The organism is Lysobacter sp. GX 14042 (genome assembly GCF_021390425.1).
In the GTDB taxonomy this organism is placed as follows: Bacteria; Pseudomonadota; Gammaproteobacteria; order Xanthomonadales; family Xanthomonadaceae; genus Novilysobacter.
Window position 1 is genome coordinate 28,086 of the sequence record NZ_JAJUWY010000008.1, and the last position, 17,391, is coordinate 45,476.

17 protein-coding genes are annotated in these 17,391 nt (G+C 70.4%); 2 read left to right on the forward strand and 15 right to left on the reverse strand.

What is annotated here, in order from left to right; all coding sequences use genetic code 11:
* Positions 1–19: 19 nt before the first annotated feature.
* Positions 20–475: a DUF4870 domain-containing protein gene (locus LY625_RS11090; RefSeq protein WP_233740274.1), complete on the forward strand. Its 456-nt coding sequence runs from the start codon at positions 20–22 to the stop codon at positions 473–475.
* Between the two features lie 5 nt (positions 476–480).
* On the opposite strand, the gene LY625_RS11095 is transcribed toward LY625_RS11090, so the two are convergent.
* From LY625_RS11095 to tilS, 3 genes are read right to left on the reverse strand one after another with little or no spacing between them, the layout of a single operon-like run.
* A complete protein-coding gene (locus LY625_RS11095) occupies positions 481–1,362 on the reverse strand; it encodes a farnesyl diphosphate synthase (RefSeq protein ID WP_233740275.1) in 882 nt (293 codons plus the stop codon).
* Positions 1,355–1,618, reverse strand: coding sequence for an exodeoxyribonuclease VII small subunit (locus LY625_RS11100; RefSeq protein WP_233740276.1), 264 nt, complete (start codon positions 1,616–1,618; stop codon positions 1,355–1,357). The genes LY625_RS11095 and LY625_RS11100 overlap by 8 nt, the downstream gene beginning before the upstream one ends.
* A gap of 32 nt (positions 1,619–1,650) precedes the next feature.
* Positions 1,651–2,973: a tRNA lysidine(34) synthetase TilS gene (gene tilS, locus LY625_RS11105; RefSeq protein ID WP_233740277.1), complete on the reverse strand. Its 1,323-nt coding sequence runs from the start codon at positions 2,971–2,973 to the stop codon at positions 1,651–1,653.
* A 114-nt stretch (positions 2,974–3,087) separates the two neighbouring features.
* On the opposite strand from tilS, the gene LY625_RS11110 reads away from it, so the two are divergent.
* Entirely contained in the window at positions 3,088–4,152 is a 1,065-nt protein-coding gene (locus LY625_RS11110; protein WP_233740278.1) for an NADH:flavin oxidoreductase/NADH oxidase, read from the forward strand.
* Positions 4,153–4,167: 15 nt separating this feature from the next.
* Here the strand turns inward: LY625_RS11110 and LY625_RS11115 are convergent, their stop codons facing one another.
* The 12 genes from LY625_RS11115 to bamA form a co-directional block, all read right to left on the reverse strand.
* The gene (locus LY625_RS11115) at positions 4,168–5,127 is read right to left on the reverse strand and encodes an acetyl-CoA carboxylase carboxyltransferase subunit alpha (RefSeq protein WP_233740279.1); all 960 of its coding nucleotides are present in this window, start codon (positions 5,125–5,127) and stop codon (positions 4,168–4,170) included.
* A gap of 108 nt (positions 5,128–5,235) precedes the next feature.
* A complete protein-coding gene (locus LY625_RS11120; RefSeq protein WP_233740280.1) occupies positions 5,236–6,072 on the reverse strand; it encodes a hypothetical protein in 837 nt (278 codons plus the stop codon).
* A gap of 99 nt (positions 6,073–6,171) precedes the next feature.
* Positions 6,172–6,525, reverse strand: a complete 354-nt coding sequence (locus LY625_RS11125) for a DMT family protein (protein ID WP_233740281.1) — start codon at positions 6,523–6,525, stop codon at positions 6,172–6,174.
* Between the two features lie 65 nt (positions 6,526–6,590).
* Positions 6,591–6,896: a type II toxin-antitoxin system RelE/ParE family toxin gene (locus tag LY625_RS11130; protein WP_233740282.1), complete on the reverse strand. Its 306-nt coding sequence runs from the start codon at positions 6,894–6,896 to the stop codon at positions 6,591–6,593.
* Entirely contained in the window at positions 6,884–7,141 is a 258-nt protein-coding gene (locus LY625_RS11135; RefSeq protein WP_233740283.1) for a type II toxin-antitoxin system prevent-host-death family antitoxin, read from the reverse strand. Before LY625_RS11135 ends, LY625_RS11130 begins: the two co-directional genes overlap by 13 nt.
* A gap of 51 nt (positions 7,142–7,192) precedes the next feature.
* A complete protein-coding gene (gene dnaE / locus LY625_RS11140; RefSeq protein ID WP_233740284.1) occupies positions 7,193–10,738 on the reverse strand; it encodes a DNA polymerase III subunit alpha in 3,546 nt (1,181 codons plus the stop codon).
* Positions 10,739–10,769: 31 nt separating this feature from the next.
* A complete protein-coding gene (locus LY625_RS11145) occupies positions 10,770–11,399 on the reverse strand; it encodes a ribonuclease HII (RefSeq protein WP_233740349.1) in 630 nt (209 codons plus the stop codon).
* A gap of 31 nt (positions 11,400–11,430) precedes the next feature.
* The gene (gene lpxB, locus LY625_RS11150) at positions 11,431–12,597 is read right to left on the reverse strand and encodes a lipid-A-disaccharide synthase (protein WP_233740285.1); all 1,167 of its coding nucleotides are present in this window, start codon (positions 12,595–12,597) and stop codon (positions 11,431–11,433) included.
* On the reverse strand, positions 12,594–13,379 hold the full coding sequence (gene lpxA / locus LY625_RS11155) for an acyl-ACP--UDP-N-acetylglucosamine O-acyltransferase (protein WP_233740286.1): 786 nt from the start codon (positions 13,377–13,379) through the stop codon (positions 12,594–12,596). The genes lpxB and lpxA overlap by 4 nt, the downstream gene beginning before the upstream one ends.
* Entirely contained in the window at positions 13,376–13,837 is a 462-nt protein-coding gene (fabZ, locus tag LY625_RS11160; RefSeq protein WP_233740287.1) for a 3-hydroxyacyl-ACP dehydratase FabZ, read from the reverse strand. Before fabZ ends, lpxA begins: the two co-directional genes overlap by 4 nt.
* A complete protein-coding gene (gene lpxD / locus LY625_RS11165) occupies positions 13,834–14,883 on the reverse strand; it encodes a UDP-3-O-(3-hydroxymyristoyl)glucosamine N-acyltransferase (RefSeq protein WP_233740288.1) in 1,050 nt (349 codons plus the stop codon). The genes fabZ and lpxD overlap by 4 nt, the downstream gene beginning before the upstream one ends.
* 10 nt (positions 14,884–14,893) lie before the next feature.
* On the reverse strand, positions 14,894–17,380 hold the full coding sequence (bamA, locus tag LY625_RS11170) for an outer membrane protein assembly factor BamA (RefSeq protein ID WP_233740289.1): 2,487 nt from the start codon (positions 17,378–17,380) through the stop codon (positions 14,894–14,896).
* Between the last annotated feature and the right edge of the window lie 11 nt (positions 17,381–17,391).

Genomic DNA, 17,391 nt, shown 5'->3' on the forward strand with positions numbered 1-17,391 from the left:
GATCCGGGGAGGAATCCACATGAACCAGCCGCACGACAACGACCACCACGGCGCCGGTGCGCCGCCGCCGTTCGATCCGCCGCCCCCGCCCACGGGAACGGCGGCCAACGGCACTTCCGCCGACCAGCGCCAATGGGCGATGTTCGCCCACCTGTCGGCATTGACCGCCCTGTTCACCGGCGGCCTGGGCGCGATCATCGGCCCGCTGGTCATCTGGCTGATCAAGAAGGACACGATGCCGTTCGTCGACGACCAGGGCAAGGAAGCGCTGAACTTCAACATCACCATGGCGGTGGCGACGCTGGTCCTCACGGCGGTCGGCACCGTCCTGCTGGTGATCCTGATCGGCTTCCTGTTCTACCTGGCCGCCTTCGCGGTGGGCGTCTACTGGCTGGTGCTGACCATCATCGCAACCATCAAGGCCAACGAAGGCGTGGCCTACCGTTATCCGCTGACGGTGCGGCTGATCAAGTAAGCGCCTCAGCGATCGCGCCGGATCGCCATCTCGCCGAGCCGGCGCAGCGCGAGGGCCCTGTCACCGAACGGTGCCAGGGCCTTCTCCATTTCAGCGGCGAGCTCGGCAAGCCGGGCGCGCGAGGCTTCCATCCCCAGCAGTGCCGGGAAGGTCGCCTTGTCCTGCTCGGCGTCCTTGCCGGCGGTCTTGCCGATCACCCGGCTGTCGCCCTCGATGTCGAGGATGTCGTCGCGCACCTGGAAGGCCAGGCCCAGGGCCGCAGCGTAGCGGTCCAGCGCGTCCAGCACGGTCGCCGGCGCGCCACCGCACAGCGCGCCCATGCGCACCGCGGCGCGGATCAGCGCGCCGGTCTTGAGCGCGTGCAGCTGCTCCAGCCCGGCCGCGGTCATGCCGCCGCCGTTACCGGTGGCGGCCAGGTCCAGTGCCTGCCCGCCGCACATGCCGGCGGCGCCGGCGGCGACGGCGAGGGTGTGCAGCAGCTCGACCCGCACGTCGGCGCCGGCCTGTGCCCGCGCCAGCACCTGGAAGGCGAGTGCCTGCAGTGCATCCCCGGCGAGGATCGCGGTGGCCTCGCCGAAGGCGACGTGCACGGTCGGCTGGCCACGGCGCAGCTCGTCGTCGTCCATTGCCGGCAGGTCGTCGTGGACCAGCGAATAGGCGTGCACCAGTTCGATCGCGACCGCGGGTGCATCCAGTGTTCCGGCCGGGGCGCCGGCCAGCTCGCCGCTGGCCAGCACCAGCAGCGGGCGCATGCGCTTGCCGCCGAGCAGCACCGCGTGGCGCATGGCCCGATGCAGCGTATCGGGCCCGGCATCGGGATCGGGCAGGGCGCGCTCGAGTGCGGCGTCGATGCGGTCGCGCCAGGCGGCCAGCCGCGGCTCAGGCATCGTGGCCGGGTGCCGGTGCGAAGTCCTCGCCGGAATCGGGGTCCTGCGGGTCGCTGAGCAGGCGCACGCGCAGCTCGGCCTGCTCCAGGGCGGTCTGGCAGCGGCGGTAGAGGCCGACGCCGCGCTCATAGGCGGCCAGCGACTCCTCCAGGCTCATCTCGCCGTGTTCCATCTTCTCCACCAGTTGTTCGAGCGCGTCGAGCGAGGTCTCGAAATCGGCGACCGGGGAGGGTTCCTGGGGGGCTTGGGAAGACATGCATGCAAGTGTGCGGCCGGGGTCGAAGCGGGTCAATCGACCGGTGGCACGCTTCCCCGTCCCTGTGCCCGGTGCCAGTGCAGCCGGAGTCCGTTGCGCTCCAGCCAGTCGCTGAAGGTCGCCGACAGGATCCGGTCGCCGGCGGCCAGCAGCTCGCCTCTGGCCGTCGACAGCAGCGGCATGCACCCGCGCTCCCAGGGCGGGATGCCCAGGTCCTGCAGCACGTGCTTGAGCGCATGGCTGTGGTCGCGACCCGGCAGGCGGATGCGTTCGCCTCCGCGGCGGGCGTGGACCTCCATTGCCGGCAGCGCTTGCGGCACCTGCGGATCCAACTGCAGCGTGTCGCCGCCCGGCAGCAGGCAGGTCCCGGTCCCGTCCCAGTCCTGCCGCCAGCCCGCCGGCAGCGGGGGCGGAAACGGCCCGGCCTGCAGCACGTCGCGCCAGGCACGGATGCCCGCGCCCTGCCAGCGGTAGGCCGCCTCGGCATCCCGACGGGCGGGTATCAACTCGCGCTGCAGCCGCTCCAGGCCGCCGGCCGGCAGCGGCGGCAGGCCGAGGGCGGCGACCCAGGCCCGCAATACCCGGCTGCGGGTGGGCACGTCCAGGGCCAGCAGGGCTTGCCGCGACAGCCGATCCGGGGCGCCGGCCCGGACCTCCGCCAGGCGCGCGTGGTCGTGCGCCGACAGCAGCGACGAGGCCTGCGCGCACAGCGCGGCGGAGCGGGCCAGCGCGGCGGCCGCATGCGGCCAGCGCCCGGCCAGCGCCGGCAATACCGCATTGCGCAGGTAGTTGCGGTCGAACTCCACGCCGGCATTGCCCGGGTCTTCCACCCAGCGCAGGCGCTGCGCGTGGGCGTAGGCCAGGAGCACGTCGCGCCCGGTATCCAGGAGCGGCCGCCACAGCCGTCCCGGACCGAATCCGCGCCAGCGGCGCATGGCCGCCAGGCCGTCGACGCCCGAGCCGCGCAACGCCCGCAGCAGGAAGGTCTCGGCCTGGTCGTCGCGATGGTGGGCCAGTACCAGGACCTCGTCGGGCTGCATCGCCGCCGCCAGGGCCGCGTGCCGCGCGTCGCGCGCCGCCGCTTCCACGCCCCGGCCGCTTTCCCGGACGTCCATGCGGCGGATCGCCAGCGGGACGCCCAGCGCCTCGCAGGCCTGCCGGCAATGTGCCGCCCAGTCGCCCGACTCCGCCTGCAGTCCATGGTCCACGTGCAGCGCCCGCAGGCGGCCCGTCCCGGCGCGCCGGGCCAGGGCATGCAGCAGCACGGTCGAATCCAGCCCGCCGCTGTAGCCCACCAGCAGCGGGGCATCCGGGAAGTCGTGGAACGCGTCGGACAGGGGCGGCAGCCGGGCCATCGGGCGATGGTGCCATGCCCTCGCGCGCTCGGGCGCTGCCGCGACGGGACGTACACCCGGCGCTGCTAGCCTCGCGGTCCATGCAGACCGGCCCAGCCGATCCGGAGAACCGACTTGAGCCATCTTTTCCGACCCTTGCGGCAGCGCTCGCTGGAGTTCCGCAACCGCATCGTCCTCTCGCCGATGTGCCAGTATTCGGCGAGCGAGGGCATGCCCAACGACTGGCACCTGGTGCACCTGGGCAGCCGCGCGGTCGGCGGTGCGGCGGTGGTGATGGCCGAAGCCAGCGCCGTTTCGCCGGAAGGCCGGATCTCTCCGGCCGATACCGGCCTGTGGAACGACGCCCAGGCCAATGCCTGGAAACCGGTCGCCCGCTTCATCGAGGCGCGCGGCGCGGTGCCGGCGATCCAGCTGGCCCATGCCGGACGCAAGGCGAGTACGCATGCGCCCTGGCTCGGGCGTGGCCGGGTATCGCCGGAGGGCGGTGGCTGGACACCGGTCGCGCCGTCACCACTGGCGTTCGACGAGGCCTCGGCGCAGCCGCGTGGACTGGATGCCGACGGGATCGGGAAGGTGGTCGAGGATTTCGCCGCCGCCGCGCGCCGTGCCTTCGACGCGGGTTTCAAGCTGGTGGAGATCCATGCCGCGCACGGCTACCTGCTGCACGAGTTCCTCTCGCCGCTGAGCAACCGGCGCGAGGACGACTACGGTGGCACCGCCGCGAACCGGATGCGGCTGGTGCGCGAGGTGATGGAGGCGGTGCGCCGGAACTGGCCGGACGAGCTGCCGGTGTGGTTGCGGATCTCCGCGACCGACTGGGCCGGGGGAGGCTGGGACGTGGACGACAGCGTCGAGCTGGCCCGCCTGGCCGCGGGGTGCGGGATCGACCTGGTCGACGTGTCCAGTGGCGGACTGGTCCCGAAGGCGGAGATTCCGGTGGGCCCCGGCTACCAGGTGCCGTTCGCCGAGCGGATCCGCCGGGAGGCGGGTATCGCGACGGGCGCGGTGGGCTTGGTGCTGGATGCGCGGCAGGCCGAGCGGCTGGTGGCGGGCGGGCAGGCCGACATGGTGTTGCTGGGCCGGGCGATGCTGCGCGATCCGTACTTCCCCCAGCGCGCCGCGCGCGAGCTGGGCGTGGAGGAACTGCCGGTCCCGGTCCAGTACGAGCGCGCCTGGTAGGCGCGCCGGGGCGCCTCAGGCGTTCTCGTAGGCGCCGTACCCGCGCAGGCGCTCGTAGCGGCGCTGGACCAGCGCGTCGGCCGGCAGCGCCTCCAGCCGGTCGAGCTCGTTCATCAGCGCGCTCTTGAGGCGGATCGCCATCTGTCGCGGCTTGCGGTGGGCACCGCCGATGGGCTCGCGCACCACCTTGTCGACCAGGCCCAGGCCGTGCAGGCGTTTGGCGGTCAGGCCCAGTTGCTCGGCGGCGTCCTTGGCCTTGGCGGCGTCCTTCCACAGGATCGAGGCGCAGCCTTCCGGCGAGATCACCGAATAGGTGCTGTATTCCAGCATCACCGTCGAATCCCCCACCCCGATCGCCAGCGCGCCGCCGGAGCCGCCCTCGCCGATGACGGTGCAGATGATCGGTACCTTCAGCTCGGCCATCTCCAGCAGGTTGCGGGCGATCGCCTCGGACTGGCCGCGCTCCTCCGCGCCGATGCCGGGGTAGGCGCCGGGGGTGTCGATGAAGGTCAGGATCGGCAGGCCGAAGCGCTCGGCCAGCTTCATCAGGCGCAGCGCCTTGCGGTAGCCCTCCGGGCGCGGCATGCCGAAGTTGCGGCGCACCTTGGCCTTGGTGTCGCGGCCCTTCTCATGGCCGATCACCAGCACCGGCCGGCCGTCGATGCGCGCCAGGCCGCCGACGATGGCCGGGTCGTCGCGGTAGGCGCGGTCGCCGGCCAGCTCCTGGAACTCGTCGCAGATCACGTCCAGGTAGTCGACGGTGTGCGGGCGCGCCGGGTGCCGCGCCAGTTGCGAGACCTGCCAGGGCGACAGGTCGCGGAAGATCTGCGCGGTGCGCTTGCGCAACTTGTCGCGCAGCGCCTGGATTTCCGGGTCGGCGTCCAGGGAAGAACCCTGGCTGGCCTGCCGCAGCTCCTGGATCTTGGCTTCCAGGTCGGCGATGGGCTGTTCGAAGTCGAGGTAGTTCGGATTCATGCGGACCAGCTTCCGGGGCAGGCACTCTGCCGGGCAAGTCGGACAGTCTAGCCGACCACCCCATGCCGTACCGAGCCGTCCGGCGGCGGGGCACGGGACGGGCCTGCGTCAGGGCGTCGCCCGTACCAGGTCCCCGCTGAAGGTCGCGATGCGGATATTGCCCAGCGCCAGGTGCGAGCCGTTGTCCAGGCGCGAGGGCGATTCGATGTAGAAGTGCCGGGACGCGTTGTCCCGGAACAGCCGGGCATCGCTGATCTTGTGGCCGTCCAGGTAGACGCGCATCTGGTCCCCGTCGACGGCGATGGCCACCGGCATGACCCGGTTGGCGTAGCCGCGCAGGTCGAAACCGGACTCGGTGTAATGGTCGGTCGCCCGGCTGGTGACGACGACCCCGCCGTCGTTGTAGTAGTGCAGGCGCACGGCGTTGATCTGCTGGCTCCTGGCGACGCTGCCGTCGTGGGCGAAGCCGAACTCGACCGGGTAGAGGTCACCGATGCTGTCGGCGATCGCCAGCAGCTCGAACTCGATCGTGAACCGCTCGGGCAGCTGGAGCGGGGTGGCGAGCTTGAACAGGGAACTCGTCCTCATGTCCAGCCATTGCCCCGGGACCTGCTGCACCGTCATCACCTGCGCGGAGCCGTTGGTCCGCCAGGTGCCCGGCATCGCTCCGGCGTGGACCCCGGCAAAGGTGTCGTGCAGCAGGACGTGGTCGCCGGGTACGAAATCGGACGCCATGTCCACCTGCAGCATGCGCGACGGCGACGGCTGCCCGGCGTCCGCCCTGGAGGGCTCGCCATCCACCATCCGGTCCACCTGTTCGACGGCCTTGCGCTCCACCCGGTCCTTCACCGAGTCGAGCAGGCGGGAAAACTGGGCGTGTGCCGGGGCGCTGGCGATCACGAGGACCGAGGCGAGGGCGAGCGTATGGGCGCGGCAGTGCTTCATGGGGCTTCCTTTCCTGGGCGGTGGGCAGGAGAGCCCATACGGGCCTTCCCTGGCGTCGTGGTGGATTCTTGCATGGGCGCGCCGCCGGTGCGAGAAACTTCAGCCGCCCAGTTTGCCCCGGAACATGAAGTACACCGCGCCGAGCATGCACAGCCCGGCCCACAGGTAGTCGAGCTTCAGCGGCTCCTTCATGTAGAACACCGCGAACGGCACGAATACCGTCAGGGTGATCACCTCCTGCAGGATCTTCAGCTGTCCCAGTGACATCACCTGGTAGCCGATCCGGTTGGCCGGCACCTGCAGCATGTACTCGAAGAAGGCGACGCCCCAGCTGAGGAGCGCCGCGACGATCCACGGCTTGCTGCCCAGTTCCTTGAGGTGGGCGTACCAGGCGAAAGTCATGAAGACGTTGCTCAGGGTGAGCAGGCCGATGGTGGTCCAGATCGCTTGCATGGGATGTGTCCTGGAAGAAAGCTCTGGAAGGTGGGCTGCATGTGCGCCGAAAACAGCGGTGGCGATCATCGGCCCAGTCGGCTTCGCCGCAGGCGGCGCTCCGAGCGCATCACATGCAAAACGATCAACCGGTCCGCACCCGTGTCGTGGCGATAGAAGACGCGGCAGGGTGGCTCAACAAGCTGACGGTAGCGGCTGTCGCCGAGTTCCGGTGGGCGACTGCCGCTCTCGGGGTGCGCGGCGAGCTGCTCGACATGTGAGAACACGCGCTTGACCAACGCAATCGCGGCGGCGCGGTCCTCAAGTGCGATGCGGTCGGCGATGGCATCCAGATCGGCCAGCGCCGGATCAGACCAGACTATCCGAGCCATCGAGCCAGGCGTTCCTTCGCCTGTTCGTGAGTGGCGACCCGCTCTTCCGCCACGGCCATCTCGCCACGCGCAATGCCTTCCAGCACCGACATCCGTTCCTGCATCCGCTCGAAGCTGGCGACGTCCAGCATGTACGCGCTGGGCAATCCGTGCTGCGTGATCAGGATCGGTTCGCGGTCGCGCTGCAGATCCGCCAGCAATTCCGTGGCCTGGCGCTTGAGGGTGGTGACGAGTTCGGTGCGCATGGAGTGATACTAGAGTGGCACTCCCGCGGGGGCAAGGATGGGTTGGATTGGTTATCCGGCCTGGCCTTCTTTGGCTCCCCAAGGTCGCAATAGCGTGAGCTTCACCGCAAGAACGCCGGGGATTGCCTTGAGCACGCCGGCCAACTCGGGATCCACCCGTACCGCGTTGCCGCCGTCGAGGTCGAGCATGCCGGCCGCGCCGGGGCGCAGGATGTCCAGGCGCAGCGGGGTGTTGCCCGGCCGGTGGGCGGCAAGCAGCTCGTCCACGCGCTGCAGGGTGCCGGGCTGGCGCAGGTCCAGGCGCAGCGACAGGCGGCGGGCGTGCCCGGCGCAGACCTGGGCGTAGTCCCAGCACCGCGCGGCCTTGAGCGAGAAGCCGCCGTTGAAGGTGTCTTCGCGCAGCCCGCCCTGGACCACCAGGATCCGGTCGCGCGTGAGCAGGGGACCGTATTCGACGGCGGCCTCGGAGAAGAAGGCGCACTCGATCCGCCCGCGGCCGTCCTCGAGCTGGACGAAGAACTGGCTCTCGCCCTTCTTGCGCAGGCCGACCACCTGGCCGGCGATGACGCTCTCGACCTCCGGCCGCCAGCCGCCACGGCCGGTGTCCGGGCGGCTTTCCCAGATCGACTCAAGGTCGCCCAGGTCATGGCCGACCAGGGCGCGCAGCTCGTCGCGGTAGGGATCGAAGGGGTGGCCGCTGAGGTAATGGCCGAGCGTCTCCCGCTCGCCGTTGAGCAGCTGGATGAGCGGGAACTCGTCGGTCTCGCGCAGCTGCATCACCAGCGCGGGGGCCGCGGCGTCGTCGCCACCGCCAAACAGCGAGACCTGGCCGGCCTCGCGCTCGCGGGCGATCTGCTCGGTGGCGCGCAGGACCTCCGGCAGCTGCAGCATCAGGCTGGCGCGGTTCTTCCCCAGCCGGTCCAGCGCCCCGGACATCACCAGCTGTTCCAGGGTGCGGCGGTTGAGCCGGCTGTTGTCGACGCGTTTGCAGAAGTCCAGCAGGTCGGCGAACGGCCCGGCCCGGCGGGCGGCGACGATCGCCTCGCAGGTCCCTTGGCCGACGCCCTTGACCGCGCCCAGCCCGTACTGGATCACGCCCGGCCCGACCGCCTCGAACATGTAGGCCGAGGCTTCCACGTCCGGCGGCCGCACCTCCAGCCCCATCACCCGGCACTCATCCAGGAACATGGTGACCTTGTCGGTGTTGTCCATGTCCGAGGACAGCACCGCGGCCATGAATTCGGCCGGGTAGTGCGCCTTCAGCCACGCGGTCTGGTAGGACACCAGCGCGTAGGCGGCGGCGTGCGACTTGTTGAAGCCGTAGCCGGCGAACTTTTCCAGCAGGTCGAAGATGGGCCCGGAGACCTTCGGCTCGATGCCGTGGGTCTCCAGCGCCCCGGCCTCGAACTTGGCGCGCTCGCGCGCCATCTCCTCGACCTTCTTCTTGCCCATCGCCCGGCGCAGCAGGTCGGCGCCGCCCAGCGAGTAGCCGCCCAGGATCTGCGCGGTCTGCATGACCTGCTCCTGGTAGACGACCACGCCGTAGGTCGGCGCCAGCACCGGTTCCAGCAGCGGGTGCGGATAGACCACCTCCGCGCGGCCGTGCTTGCGCTCGATGAAGTCCGGGATCAGGTCCATGGGGCCGGGGCGGTACAGCGAGACCAGCGCGATCAGGTCCTCGAAGCGGTCCGGCATGGCCCGCTTGAGCAGCTCGCGCATGCCGCGCGATTCGAACTGGAACACCGCGACCGTGTCGCCGCGGGCGAACAGCTCGTAGGTGGCGGCGTCGTCGAGGGGGAGCTTGGAGATGTCGAGGGCGGCGTCGGCGGGCTGCGCCTGCAGCCGCTTGTTGATCGCCTTAACCGCCCAGTCGATGATCGTCAGCGTGCGCAGGCCCAGGAAGTCGAACTTCACCAGCCCGACCGCCTCGACGTCGTCCTTGTCGAACTGGGTCACCGGGCCCTTGCCGCGGCCGTCGCCGGCGTCTTCGGCGAACAGCGGGCAGAAGTCGCTCAGCGGGGTGGGGGCGATCACCACGCCGCCGGCGTGCTTGCCGGCGTTGCGGGTCAGGTCCTCGAGGCTGCGCGCCAGGTCGATCAGGTCGCGCACGTCCTCCTCGGCGTGGTAGCGCGAGATCAGTTCGGGCGAGGACAGTTCGGCATTGCCCCGTGCCTTTTCCGACATGCCCATGGCGTCGTCGAGGCTGATGCCCAGGGTGTTGGGGATCAGCTTGGCGATACCGTCGACGAAGCCGTACGGGTGGCCGAGCACGCGGCCGGAGTCGCGCACCACCGCCTTGGCGGCCATGGTGCCGTAGGTGATGATCTGGCTGACCCGGTCGCGGCCGTACTTGCGGGCGACGTACTCGATCACCTCGTCGCGCCGGTCCATGCAGAAGTCGATGTCGAAGTCCGGCATCGACACGCGCTCGGGGTTGAGGAAGCGCTCGAACAGCAGGTCGTAGGGCAGCGGGTCCAGGTCGGTGATGCCCAGCGCCCAGGCCACCAGCGAGCCGGCGCCGGAGCCGCGTCCCGGACCGACCGGGATCTGGTGGTCCTTCGCCCAGTTGATGAAGTCGGCGACGATCAGGAAGTAGCCCGGGAAGCCCATCTTGATGATGACTTCCAGCTCGGCCTCAAGCCGCGCGTCGTAATCCCCGCGGCTCATTCCGGCCGCGAGCGGGTTCACTTCCAGGCGCGCGGCCAGCCCGCTGCGCGACTGGCTGCGCAGCCAGGAATCGATGGTGTGGTCGTCGGGGACCGGGAACGCCGGCAGGTAGTAGGTGCCCAGCTGCATCTCGAGGTTGCAGCGGGTGGCCAGTGCCAGCGTGTTGTCGATCGCGTCCGGGACGTCGGCGAAAAGCGCCGCCATTTCTTCCGAGGAGCGCAGGTACTGCTCGGCGCTGTAGTCCTTCGGGCGCCTTGGGTCGTCGAGCACCCGGCCCGAGGCGATGCACACCCGCGCCTCGTGCGCCTCGAAGCCGTCGGGCAGCAGGAACCGGGCGTCGTTGCTGGCCACCACCGGCAGGCCGCGCTTGCCGGAGGCGTGCAGGGCCAGGGCATTGAAGGCGGCCTCGGCGTCGCGGCCGGTGCGGACCAGCTCCAGGTGCAGGCGCTCGTCGAAGACCTGCTGCCAGTCGGCGAGCCAGGCCTCCGCCAGTTCCGGCCGGTTGCCGGCCGCCAGCCGGCCGGCGAGGCTGGACGGGCCGGCCAGGGCGAACAGGCCCGTGTTGTCGGCGCGCAGCCATTCCGGCCGCAGCACCACGCCGTCGTGCCGGTGGCCCTCCAGCCACATCCGGCTGAGCAGGCGCGACAGGGTCAGGTAACCCTCGCGGTCGCGGCACAGCAGGGTCAGCCGCGAGGCCGCCTCGTTGCCGTCGGCCAGGGTCACGTCGGCACCGATCAGCGGCTTGATGCCCGCGCCCTCGGCCTTGCGGTAGAACTTCACCGCCGCGAACAGGTTGTTCAGGTCGGTCAGCGCAACCGCCGGCTGGCCGAGCTCCACGCAGCGCTCGACCAGCTCGCCGACCCGGATGGTGGAATCGGCGAGGGAGAATTCGCTGTGGAGGTGAAGGTGTACGAAGGGCGGTGCGGACATGCTGCCGTGGCGTACCGGCGAAAGGCGACCGTCAGGGTAGCAGTCCGGGCCCCTTCAATGAACGCGGAGCATCGCAGTCGCCGTTGTCCAGGGCGGCACGCACCGGCGCGAAGCTGCGGCGGTGCTGTGGACAGGGCCCATGGGTGGCCAGCGCGGCGAGGTGGGCGGGGGTCGAATAGCCCTTGTGTTCGGCAAACCCGTACTGCGGCCAGGTCTGGTGCAGGGCCGCCATCATCCGGTCGCGGGTGACCTTGGCCAGGATCGAAGCGGCCATGATCGCCCGGTCACGGCCGTCGCCACCGATCCAGGCCTCGGCCGGGCAGGGCAGGCCGCGGGGCAGGGCGTTGCCGTCGATGCGGGCCAGTTCGCAGGCATGCAGCACGCCTTCGACCGCCCGCCGCATGCCCTCCAGGGTGGCGTGATAGATGTTGATCCGGTCGATCTCCTCGACTTCCACGCTGACCACCTTCCAGGCCACCGCCCTGGCGATGATGCGGTCGTGGAGCTCCTCGCGCCGGCGCGCGCACAGCTGCTTGGAGTCCGCCAGGCCGTTGACCGGCGTCCGGCCCGGGCCCAGCACCACCGCGGCGACCACCACCGGTCCGGCCAGCGGGCCGCGGCCGGCCTCGTCCACGCCGGCGACGTGGCGCGCGGCCGGCATCGCCGGCAGCTGCAGATCCAGCGGCCCGGCCCTACCCACCCGGCGGCTCCGCGCGCAGCAGCTCGTCCATCGCCCGTGCGGCGTAGACCGAGGCGTCGCGCTGCAGGCGCCGGTGGATCGCATCGAAACGCGGCAACAGCGCCGCGACTTCGTCCGGCTCGCGGAACCAGCGAAGCACGGCGTCGGCCAGGTTCTCCGGCGTGCACCGGTCCTGCATCAGCTCGGGCACCAGCGGTTCGCCGGCGAGCACGTTGGGCAGTGCGTAGTGGTCGACCTTGAGCATCCCCAAGCCCTTGACCAGCCGGTAGGTCGAGCCCGCCACGCGGTAGCCGACCACCATCGGGCGCTTGGCCAGCATCGCTTCCAGGGTGGCGGTGCCGGAGGCCAGCAGGACCACGTCGCTGGCCACCATGGCCTCGCGCGCACCGCCGTCGAGGATCCGGGCGCCGGGCAGCGGGTGGGCCCCGAGCAGTTCGCCGATGGCGTCGCGGCACGCGTCGTTGGCCGCGGGAATGACTACCTGCAGGCCGGGCATCGCTTCGGCGACGCGGAGGGCGGCGCCGATGAAGGCCTCGCCGAGCCGGTTGATCTCGCCCAGCCGGGAGCCGGGCAGGACCGCAAGTACCGGTGCATCGGCCGGCAGGCCCAGGCGTGCCCGCGCGCCGCCGCGGTCCGGACGCATCGGCATTTCGTCGGCGAGCGGGTGGCCGACGAAGCGGGCGTCCACCCCGTGGCGGGCGTAGATCGCCGGCTCCATCGGGAACAGGCACAGCACCAGGTCGGCACTGAGGCCGATCTTCTGCGCCCGCTTCTCGCGCCAGGCCCAGACCGAGGGACTGACGTAGTGGACCGTGCGGATGCCGCGCTGCTTGAGCCAGCGCTCCAGGGCGAGGTTGAAGTCCGGGGCATCGATCCCGACCACCACGTCCGGGCGCCACTCCAGCAGCCTGGTCCGCAGGTCGCGGCGCAGGCGCAACAGGCGCGGGAGGTGCCGCAGCACCTCGGCCAGGCCCATCACCGACAGTTCGCCGGCATCGAACCAGGTGTCCATGCCCGCGCGGCGCATCAGCGGGCCACCGACGCCGGCGAACTCGGCGCCCGGCCAGCGCTCGCGCAGTTCCTCGACCAGCCCGGCGCCGAGCAGGTCGCCCGACGCCTCGCCGGCCACCAGGGCGACCCGTCGCGCGCCGGTACTCATCGCAGCAGCGGCCGTTCGCCGGCCTCGATGAAGTCCAGCAACTCGCGCACGTCCGCGCTCTCGCCGGCCAGCGCGGCAAGCCGCGTGCGCGCTTCTTCCTGCGGCCCCTGACCCATGTACAGGGCGCGGTAGGCGCGCCTGATGGCGGCGATCCGGTCGGCATCGAAGCCGCGGCGCTTCAGGCCTTCGGCGTTGATGCCGCGGGGCCGGCTGTAGCCTTCCTGGGCGACCATCACGAATGGCGGCACGTCGCCGTTGACGAAGGCACCCATGCCGATGAACGCGTGCGCGCCGATGCGGCAGAACTGGTGCACCCCGACGAAGCCGCTGAGGATGACGTGGTCGCCGACCTCCACGTGCCCGGCGAGGGTCGCGTTGTTGGAGAACACGCAATGGTCGCCGACGATGCAGTCGTGGGCGATGTGGGTGTAGGCCAACAGCCAGTTGCCGTCGCCGATGCGGGTGCAGCCGCCGCCATTGCCGGTGCCGCGGTTGAGGGTGACGAACTCGCGGACGGTGTTGCCGGCCCCGATCACCAGCTCGACGCGCTCACCGGCGTATTTCTTGTCCTGCGGCTCGCCGCCGATCGCGGCATGGCCGAGGAAACGGTTGCGCGGCCCGATCCGGGTCGGGCCGTGGACGGTGCAATGGGGGCCGAATTCGGTGCCGTCGCCGACCTCCACGTCACCGCCGATCCAGCAGAACGGGCCCACGCGCACGCCATCGCCGAGCCGGGCGCCCGGTTCCACGACGGCCGACGGGTGGACCTGCGCGTTGCTCATGCCGGCGCGGCGACCTCGGCGCACAGGATGTCGGCGCAGGCCGCCTGTTCGCCATCGACCCGCGCCACCCCCTGGTACAGCGCCATGTTGCGGATGGTGCGCTTGAGGGTGACCTCCAGGTCCAGCCGGTCGCCCGGCACCACCATGCGCGAGAACTTCGCCCCGTCGATCTTGACCAGGTAGAACAGCTTGCCGTCGGTGTTGCCCTGCACCGAGAGCTGGGTCAGCAGCCCGCCGGCCTGGGCCAGCGCCTCCAGCACCAGTACGCCCGGCATCACCGGCTGGCCGGGGAAGTGGCCGCTGAAGAAGTTCTCGTTGGCGGTGACGTTCTTGTAGGCCAGCACGCGCTTGTTGGGCTCCAGCTCGACCACCCGGTCGACCAGCAGGAACGGGTAGCGGTGCGGGAGCAGGTGCTGGATCGCGGGTACGTCGACCGGCAACTTGACGGTGGTGCTCATTCGTTGTCCTTTGGGGTGTCGAGCGCGCGCAGCCTGCGCGCCATCTCGTCGAGGTGGCGGAAGCGGGCCGCGTTGCGGCGCCAGCTGCGATTGTCCATCAAGCCGGTGCCGGAAGAGTACTCGCCGGGTTCGCGGATCGATGCGCTGACCAGGCTCATGGCGGTCACGACCACACGGTCGCAGATTTCCAGGTGGCCGGCGATGCCGACCGCGCCACCGATCATGCAGTAGCGTCCGATGCGGGCGCTGCCGGCGACCGCGGTGCAGCCGGCCATCGCGGTATGGTCGCCGATGCGTACGTTGTGGGCGACCTGGATCAGGTTGTCCAGGCGCACGTCGCGGCCCAGCTCCGTGTCCTCGATCGCGCCGCGGTCGATGCAGGTGTTGGCGCCGATCTCGCAGTCGTCGCCGACCACCACCCCGCCCAGCTGCGGCACCTTGATCCAGTGCGGCTCGCCCCCGTCCGGCCGGTCCATCGCCAGGCCGAAGCCGTCGGCGCCGAGGACCGCCCCGGGGTGGATGCGCACCCGCCGGCCCAGCCGCACCCGGGTGACCAGGGTGACCCGGGCGACCAGTTCCGAGCCGGCGCCGACCACGCAGTCCTCGCCGATCACGCAGCCGGGGCCGACGATGGCGCCGGCCTCGATCCGGCTGCGTGCCCCGACGCTGCTGAACGGGCCGATGCTGGCACCGGGATCGACCGCCGCGGCGGGGTCGACGTGCGCGGCCGGGTGCACCCCGGCCCCGCGGGCGGGGGCGGACTCGAACAGCGCGGCGACCTTGGCAAAGGCCACGTAGGGATCGGGCGCGAGCAGCGCGGTACCGGCGTAGCCTTCCGCGTCCGCCGGGCGCATCACCACGGCCGCGGCCCGGCTGGCGCCGAGCTGGCCGCGGTACTTCGGGTTGGCCAGGAATGCCAGTTGCCCGGGTCCGGCGTGGGCCAGGGTGCCCACGCCGGTGACCTCCACGTCGGGGTCGCCATGCACCTGCAGGCCGAAGTGCTCGGCCAGCGCGGCTACGGCGTGGCGGGACCCGGCAATGGCCATCGCGCGGCCGTCAGAACGTGCCGCCGAAGGTGAACTGCAGCCGCTCGAGCTCGTCGCCTTCCTTCTTCTTGAACGGATAGGCGTAGCTGATCGAGATCGGGCCCATCGGCGAGCGCCACATCAGCGCCAGGCCGCTGGACGCGCGCAGCTCGCCCGCGTCCCAGCTGTCGAAGTCCTTGTACACGTTGCCGAAGTCGACGAACGCCGAGACACGGGCGGCCGAGCTCTCGATCAGCGTGGGGAAGATCAGTTCGACCGAGCCGACGGTCTTCACCGAGCCGCCGATGGGCTGCAGGTAGCTGCTGCCCAGCGCGGCCTCGCGTGGACCGAGGGTGTTGTCGTCGAAGCCGCGCACCGAGCGGGTGCCACCGGCGTAGAAGTTCTCGAAGAACGGCAGCCCGTCGGCAGTGACGGTCTTCACGTAGTCGGGCGAATCGGTCAGGCACGGCGCGCTGGGCGGCGGGCCGGGCACGTATACCGGCGGGGTCTCGGGATCACCGTCGGTGTCCTGCATGCTGCCCGGGTCGTAGCACAGGTTGCGGGTGACCGAGTCGCCGTAGCTGTCGCCGTAGCCCAGCTCGGTGCGGGTGTTGAGCACCAGGTGGCGGTTGATCGGCCAGAACTTGGACCAGTTGTAGTTGATCTTGTAGTACTCGACCGTCGAACCGGGCAGGGTGGCCTCCAGCCACACCCGCTGCAGGGTGCCGCGGGTCGGGGTCAGCGCGCTGTTGAGCGTGTTGCGCGACCAGCCGAGCTCGCCGCGCCAGGCATGGAAGGTGCGCTGGCCGACGGCATCGATGTAGTCGACGATCGATTCCGGGGTGTAGCCGCGGTAGGCGAAGATCTGGTTGCTGTCCAGTCCGAGCAGGGCGGTGATCGAGTCGGTCTCGGTGATCGGGATGCCCATCACCACCTGGCCCATGCCGCTGGTGGACGAGTACTGCGCGGTATTGAAGTCGGAGTTGTCGAACTCGCTCCAGCGCAGGTTGTAGCCCAGCGACACCCCGTTGTCGGTGAAGTACGGGTTCATGAACGAGAAGTCGTAGCGCTGCAGGTAGTCGTTGCGCTGCGCTTGCACCGCGATGCGGTTGCCGCTGCCCAGGAAGTTGTTCTGGGACACCTGCACCTGGGTGCTCAGGCCGGTCAGCTGCGAGTAGCCCAAGCCGAAGACGAAGCTGCCGGCGGCCACCTCGTTGACCGTGTAGACCACGTCCACCTGGTCGTTGGTGCCGGGCACCGGGGTGGTTTCCACGTCCACGGTGTCGAAGTAGCCCAGGCCCTGGAGGCGGATCTTGGAACGGTCGATCGCGGCCTGCGAATACCAGGAGCCCTCGAACTGCCGCATCTCGCGGCGCAGCACCTCGTCGGCGGTGCGGTTGTTGCCCTTGAACTCGACCCGGCGCACGTTCACCCGCGGGCCCGGCACGACCTGCATGTTGAGCGAGACGGTCCGGCTCTCGCGGTCGATGTCGGGAACCGGGTTCACCTGGGCGAACGCGTAGCCGATGTTGGCCAGGCTGGCGGTGATGGTGTCGGCGCTGATCTCGACCAGGCTGCGCGAGAAGGTCTGGTCGGCACGCACCAGCAGCATCTGCTCGACCCGTTCGCGCGGCAGCACGGTATCGCCGGTGAGCTGGACGTCGGAGATCGTGTACTGCTCGCCCTCGTGCAGGCCCACGGTGATGAACATGTCCTGCCGGTCGGGGCTGATCGCCACCTGCTGGGAATCGACGCTGAAGTCGACGTAGCCGCGGTCCAGGTAGTAGTTGTTGAGCTTTTCCAGGTCGCCGGAGAGCTTCTCGCGCGAGTACTGCGCGTCGCGGCGGTACCAGCTCATCCAGTTGTGCTCACCGGACTCCCAGCGATCGAGGATGTCCTCCTGCTCGAAGATCTCGTTGCCGATCAGGTTGATGTGCCGGATGCGCGCGGCCTTGCCTTCCTCGATGGCGATGGTGACGTCGACCCGGTTGCGCGGCAGCGGCGAGACCGTCGGCGCCACCGAGACGTTGTACTTGCCGCGGTTGTTGTACTGGCGGGTGAGCTCCTGGGTGACCCGGTCCAGGTCGAGGCGGTCGAAGGTGTTGCCCTCCGACAGGCCCAGGTCGTCGAGGCCCTTCATCAGGTCCTCGGTCTTGATGTCCTTGTTGCCGGTGATGGTGAGCTTGTTGATCGCCGGACGCTCGGTCACGGTGACCACCAGGATGTCGCCCTGGCGGCCAAGGGCCACGTCCTCGAAGAAGCCGGTCGCATACAGGGCGCGGATGGCCTCCCCGGCGGCGGCCTGGTCGACGGTGTCGCCACGTTCCACCGGGAGGTAGGTGAACACCGTGCCGGCGGAGATGCGCTGCAGGCCATCGACGCGGATGTCGCTCACGGTGAATGGCGCCACCGGGCTGGCGAGGGACGTGTCCTGTGCCACGGCCACCAGGGCCGGTGAAGTGGACAGCGCCGTGGCCAGGGCAACGGCGAGCAGGCGGCGGGAAAGGGGTCGCGTCATCATCACGTCCG

Bases quoted from the DNA above. Each gene is read 5' to 3' on its own strand.
- bamA (WP_233740289.1), bottom strand. From the start codon at position 17,380: ATGACGCGACCCCTTTCCCGCCGCCTGCTCGCCGTTGCCCTGGCCACG.
- lpxB (WP_233740285.1), bottom strand. From the start codon at position 12,597: ATGAGTACCGGCGCGCGACGGGTCGCCCTGGTGGCCGGCGAGGCGTCG.
- lpxA (WP_233740286.1), bottom strand. From the start codon at position 13,379: ATGAGCAACGCGCAGGTCCACCCGTCGGCCGTCGTGGAACCGGGCGCC.
- fabZ (WP_233740287.1), bottom strand. From the start codon at position 13,837: ATGAGCACCACCGTCAAGTTGCCGGTCGACGTACCCGCGATCCAGCAC.
- tilS (WP_233740277.1), bottom strand. From the start codon at position 2,973: ATGGCCCGGCTGCCGCCCCTGTCCGACGCGTTCCACGACTTCCCGGAT.
- LY625_RS11100 (WP_233740276.1), bottom strand. From the start codon at position 1,618: ATGTCTTCCCAAGCCCCCCAGGAACCCTCCCCGGTCGCCGATTTCGAG.
- lpxD (WP_233740288.1), bottom strand. From the start codon at position 14,883: ATGGCCATTGCCGGGTCCCGCCACGCCGTAGCCGCGCTGGCCGAGCAC.
- LY625_RS11125 (WP_233740281.1), bottom strand. From the start codon at position 6,525: ATGCAAGCGATCTGGACCACCATCGGCCTGCTCACCCTGAGCAACGTC.
- LY625_RS11120 (WP_233740280.1), bottom strand. From the start codon at position 6,072: ATGAAGCACTGCCGCGCCCATACGCTCGCCCTCGCCTCGGTCCTCGTG.
- LY625_RS11135 (WP_233740283.1), bottom strand. From the start codon at position 7,141: ATGCGCACCGAACTCGTCACCACCCTCAAGCGCCAGGCCACGGAATTG.
- LY625_RS11145 (WP_233740349.1), bottom strand. From the start codon at position 11,399: ATGCCGGCCGCGCGCCACGTCGCCGGCGTGGACGAGGCCGGCCGCGGC.
- LY625_RS11115 (WP_233740279.1), bottom strand. From the start codon at position 5,127: ATGAATCCGAACTACCTCGACTTCGAACAGCCCATCGCCGACCTGGAA.
- dnaE (WP_233740284.1), bottom strand. From the start codon at position 10,738: ATGTCCGCACCGCCCTTCGTACACCTTCACCTCCACAGCGAATTCTCC.
- LY625_RS11090 (WP_233740274.1), top strand. From the start codon at position 20: ATGAACCAGCCGCACGACAACGACCACCACGGCGCCGGTGCGCCGCCG.
- LY625_RS11095 (WP_233740275.1), bottom strand. From the start codon at position 1,362: ATGCCTGAGCCGCGGCTGGCCGCCTGGCGCGACCGCATCGACGCCGCA.
- LY625_RS11130 (WP_233740282.1), bottom strand. From the start codon at position 6,896: ATGGCTCGGATAGTCTGGTCTGATCCGGCGCTGGCCGATCTGGATGCC.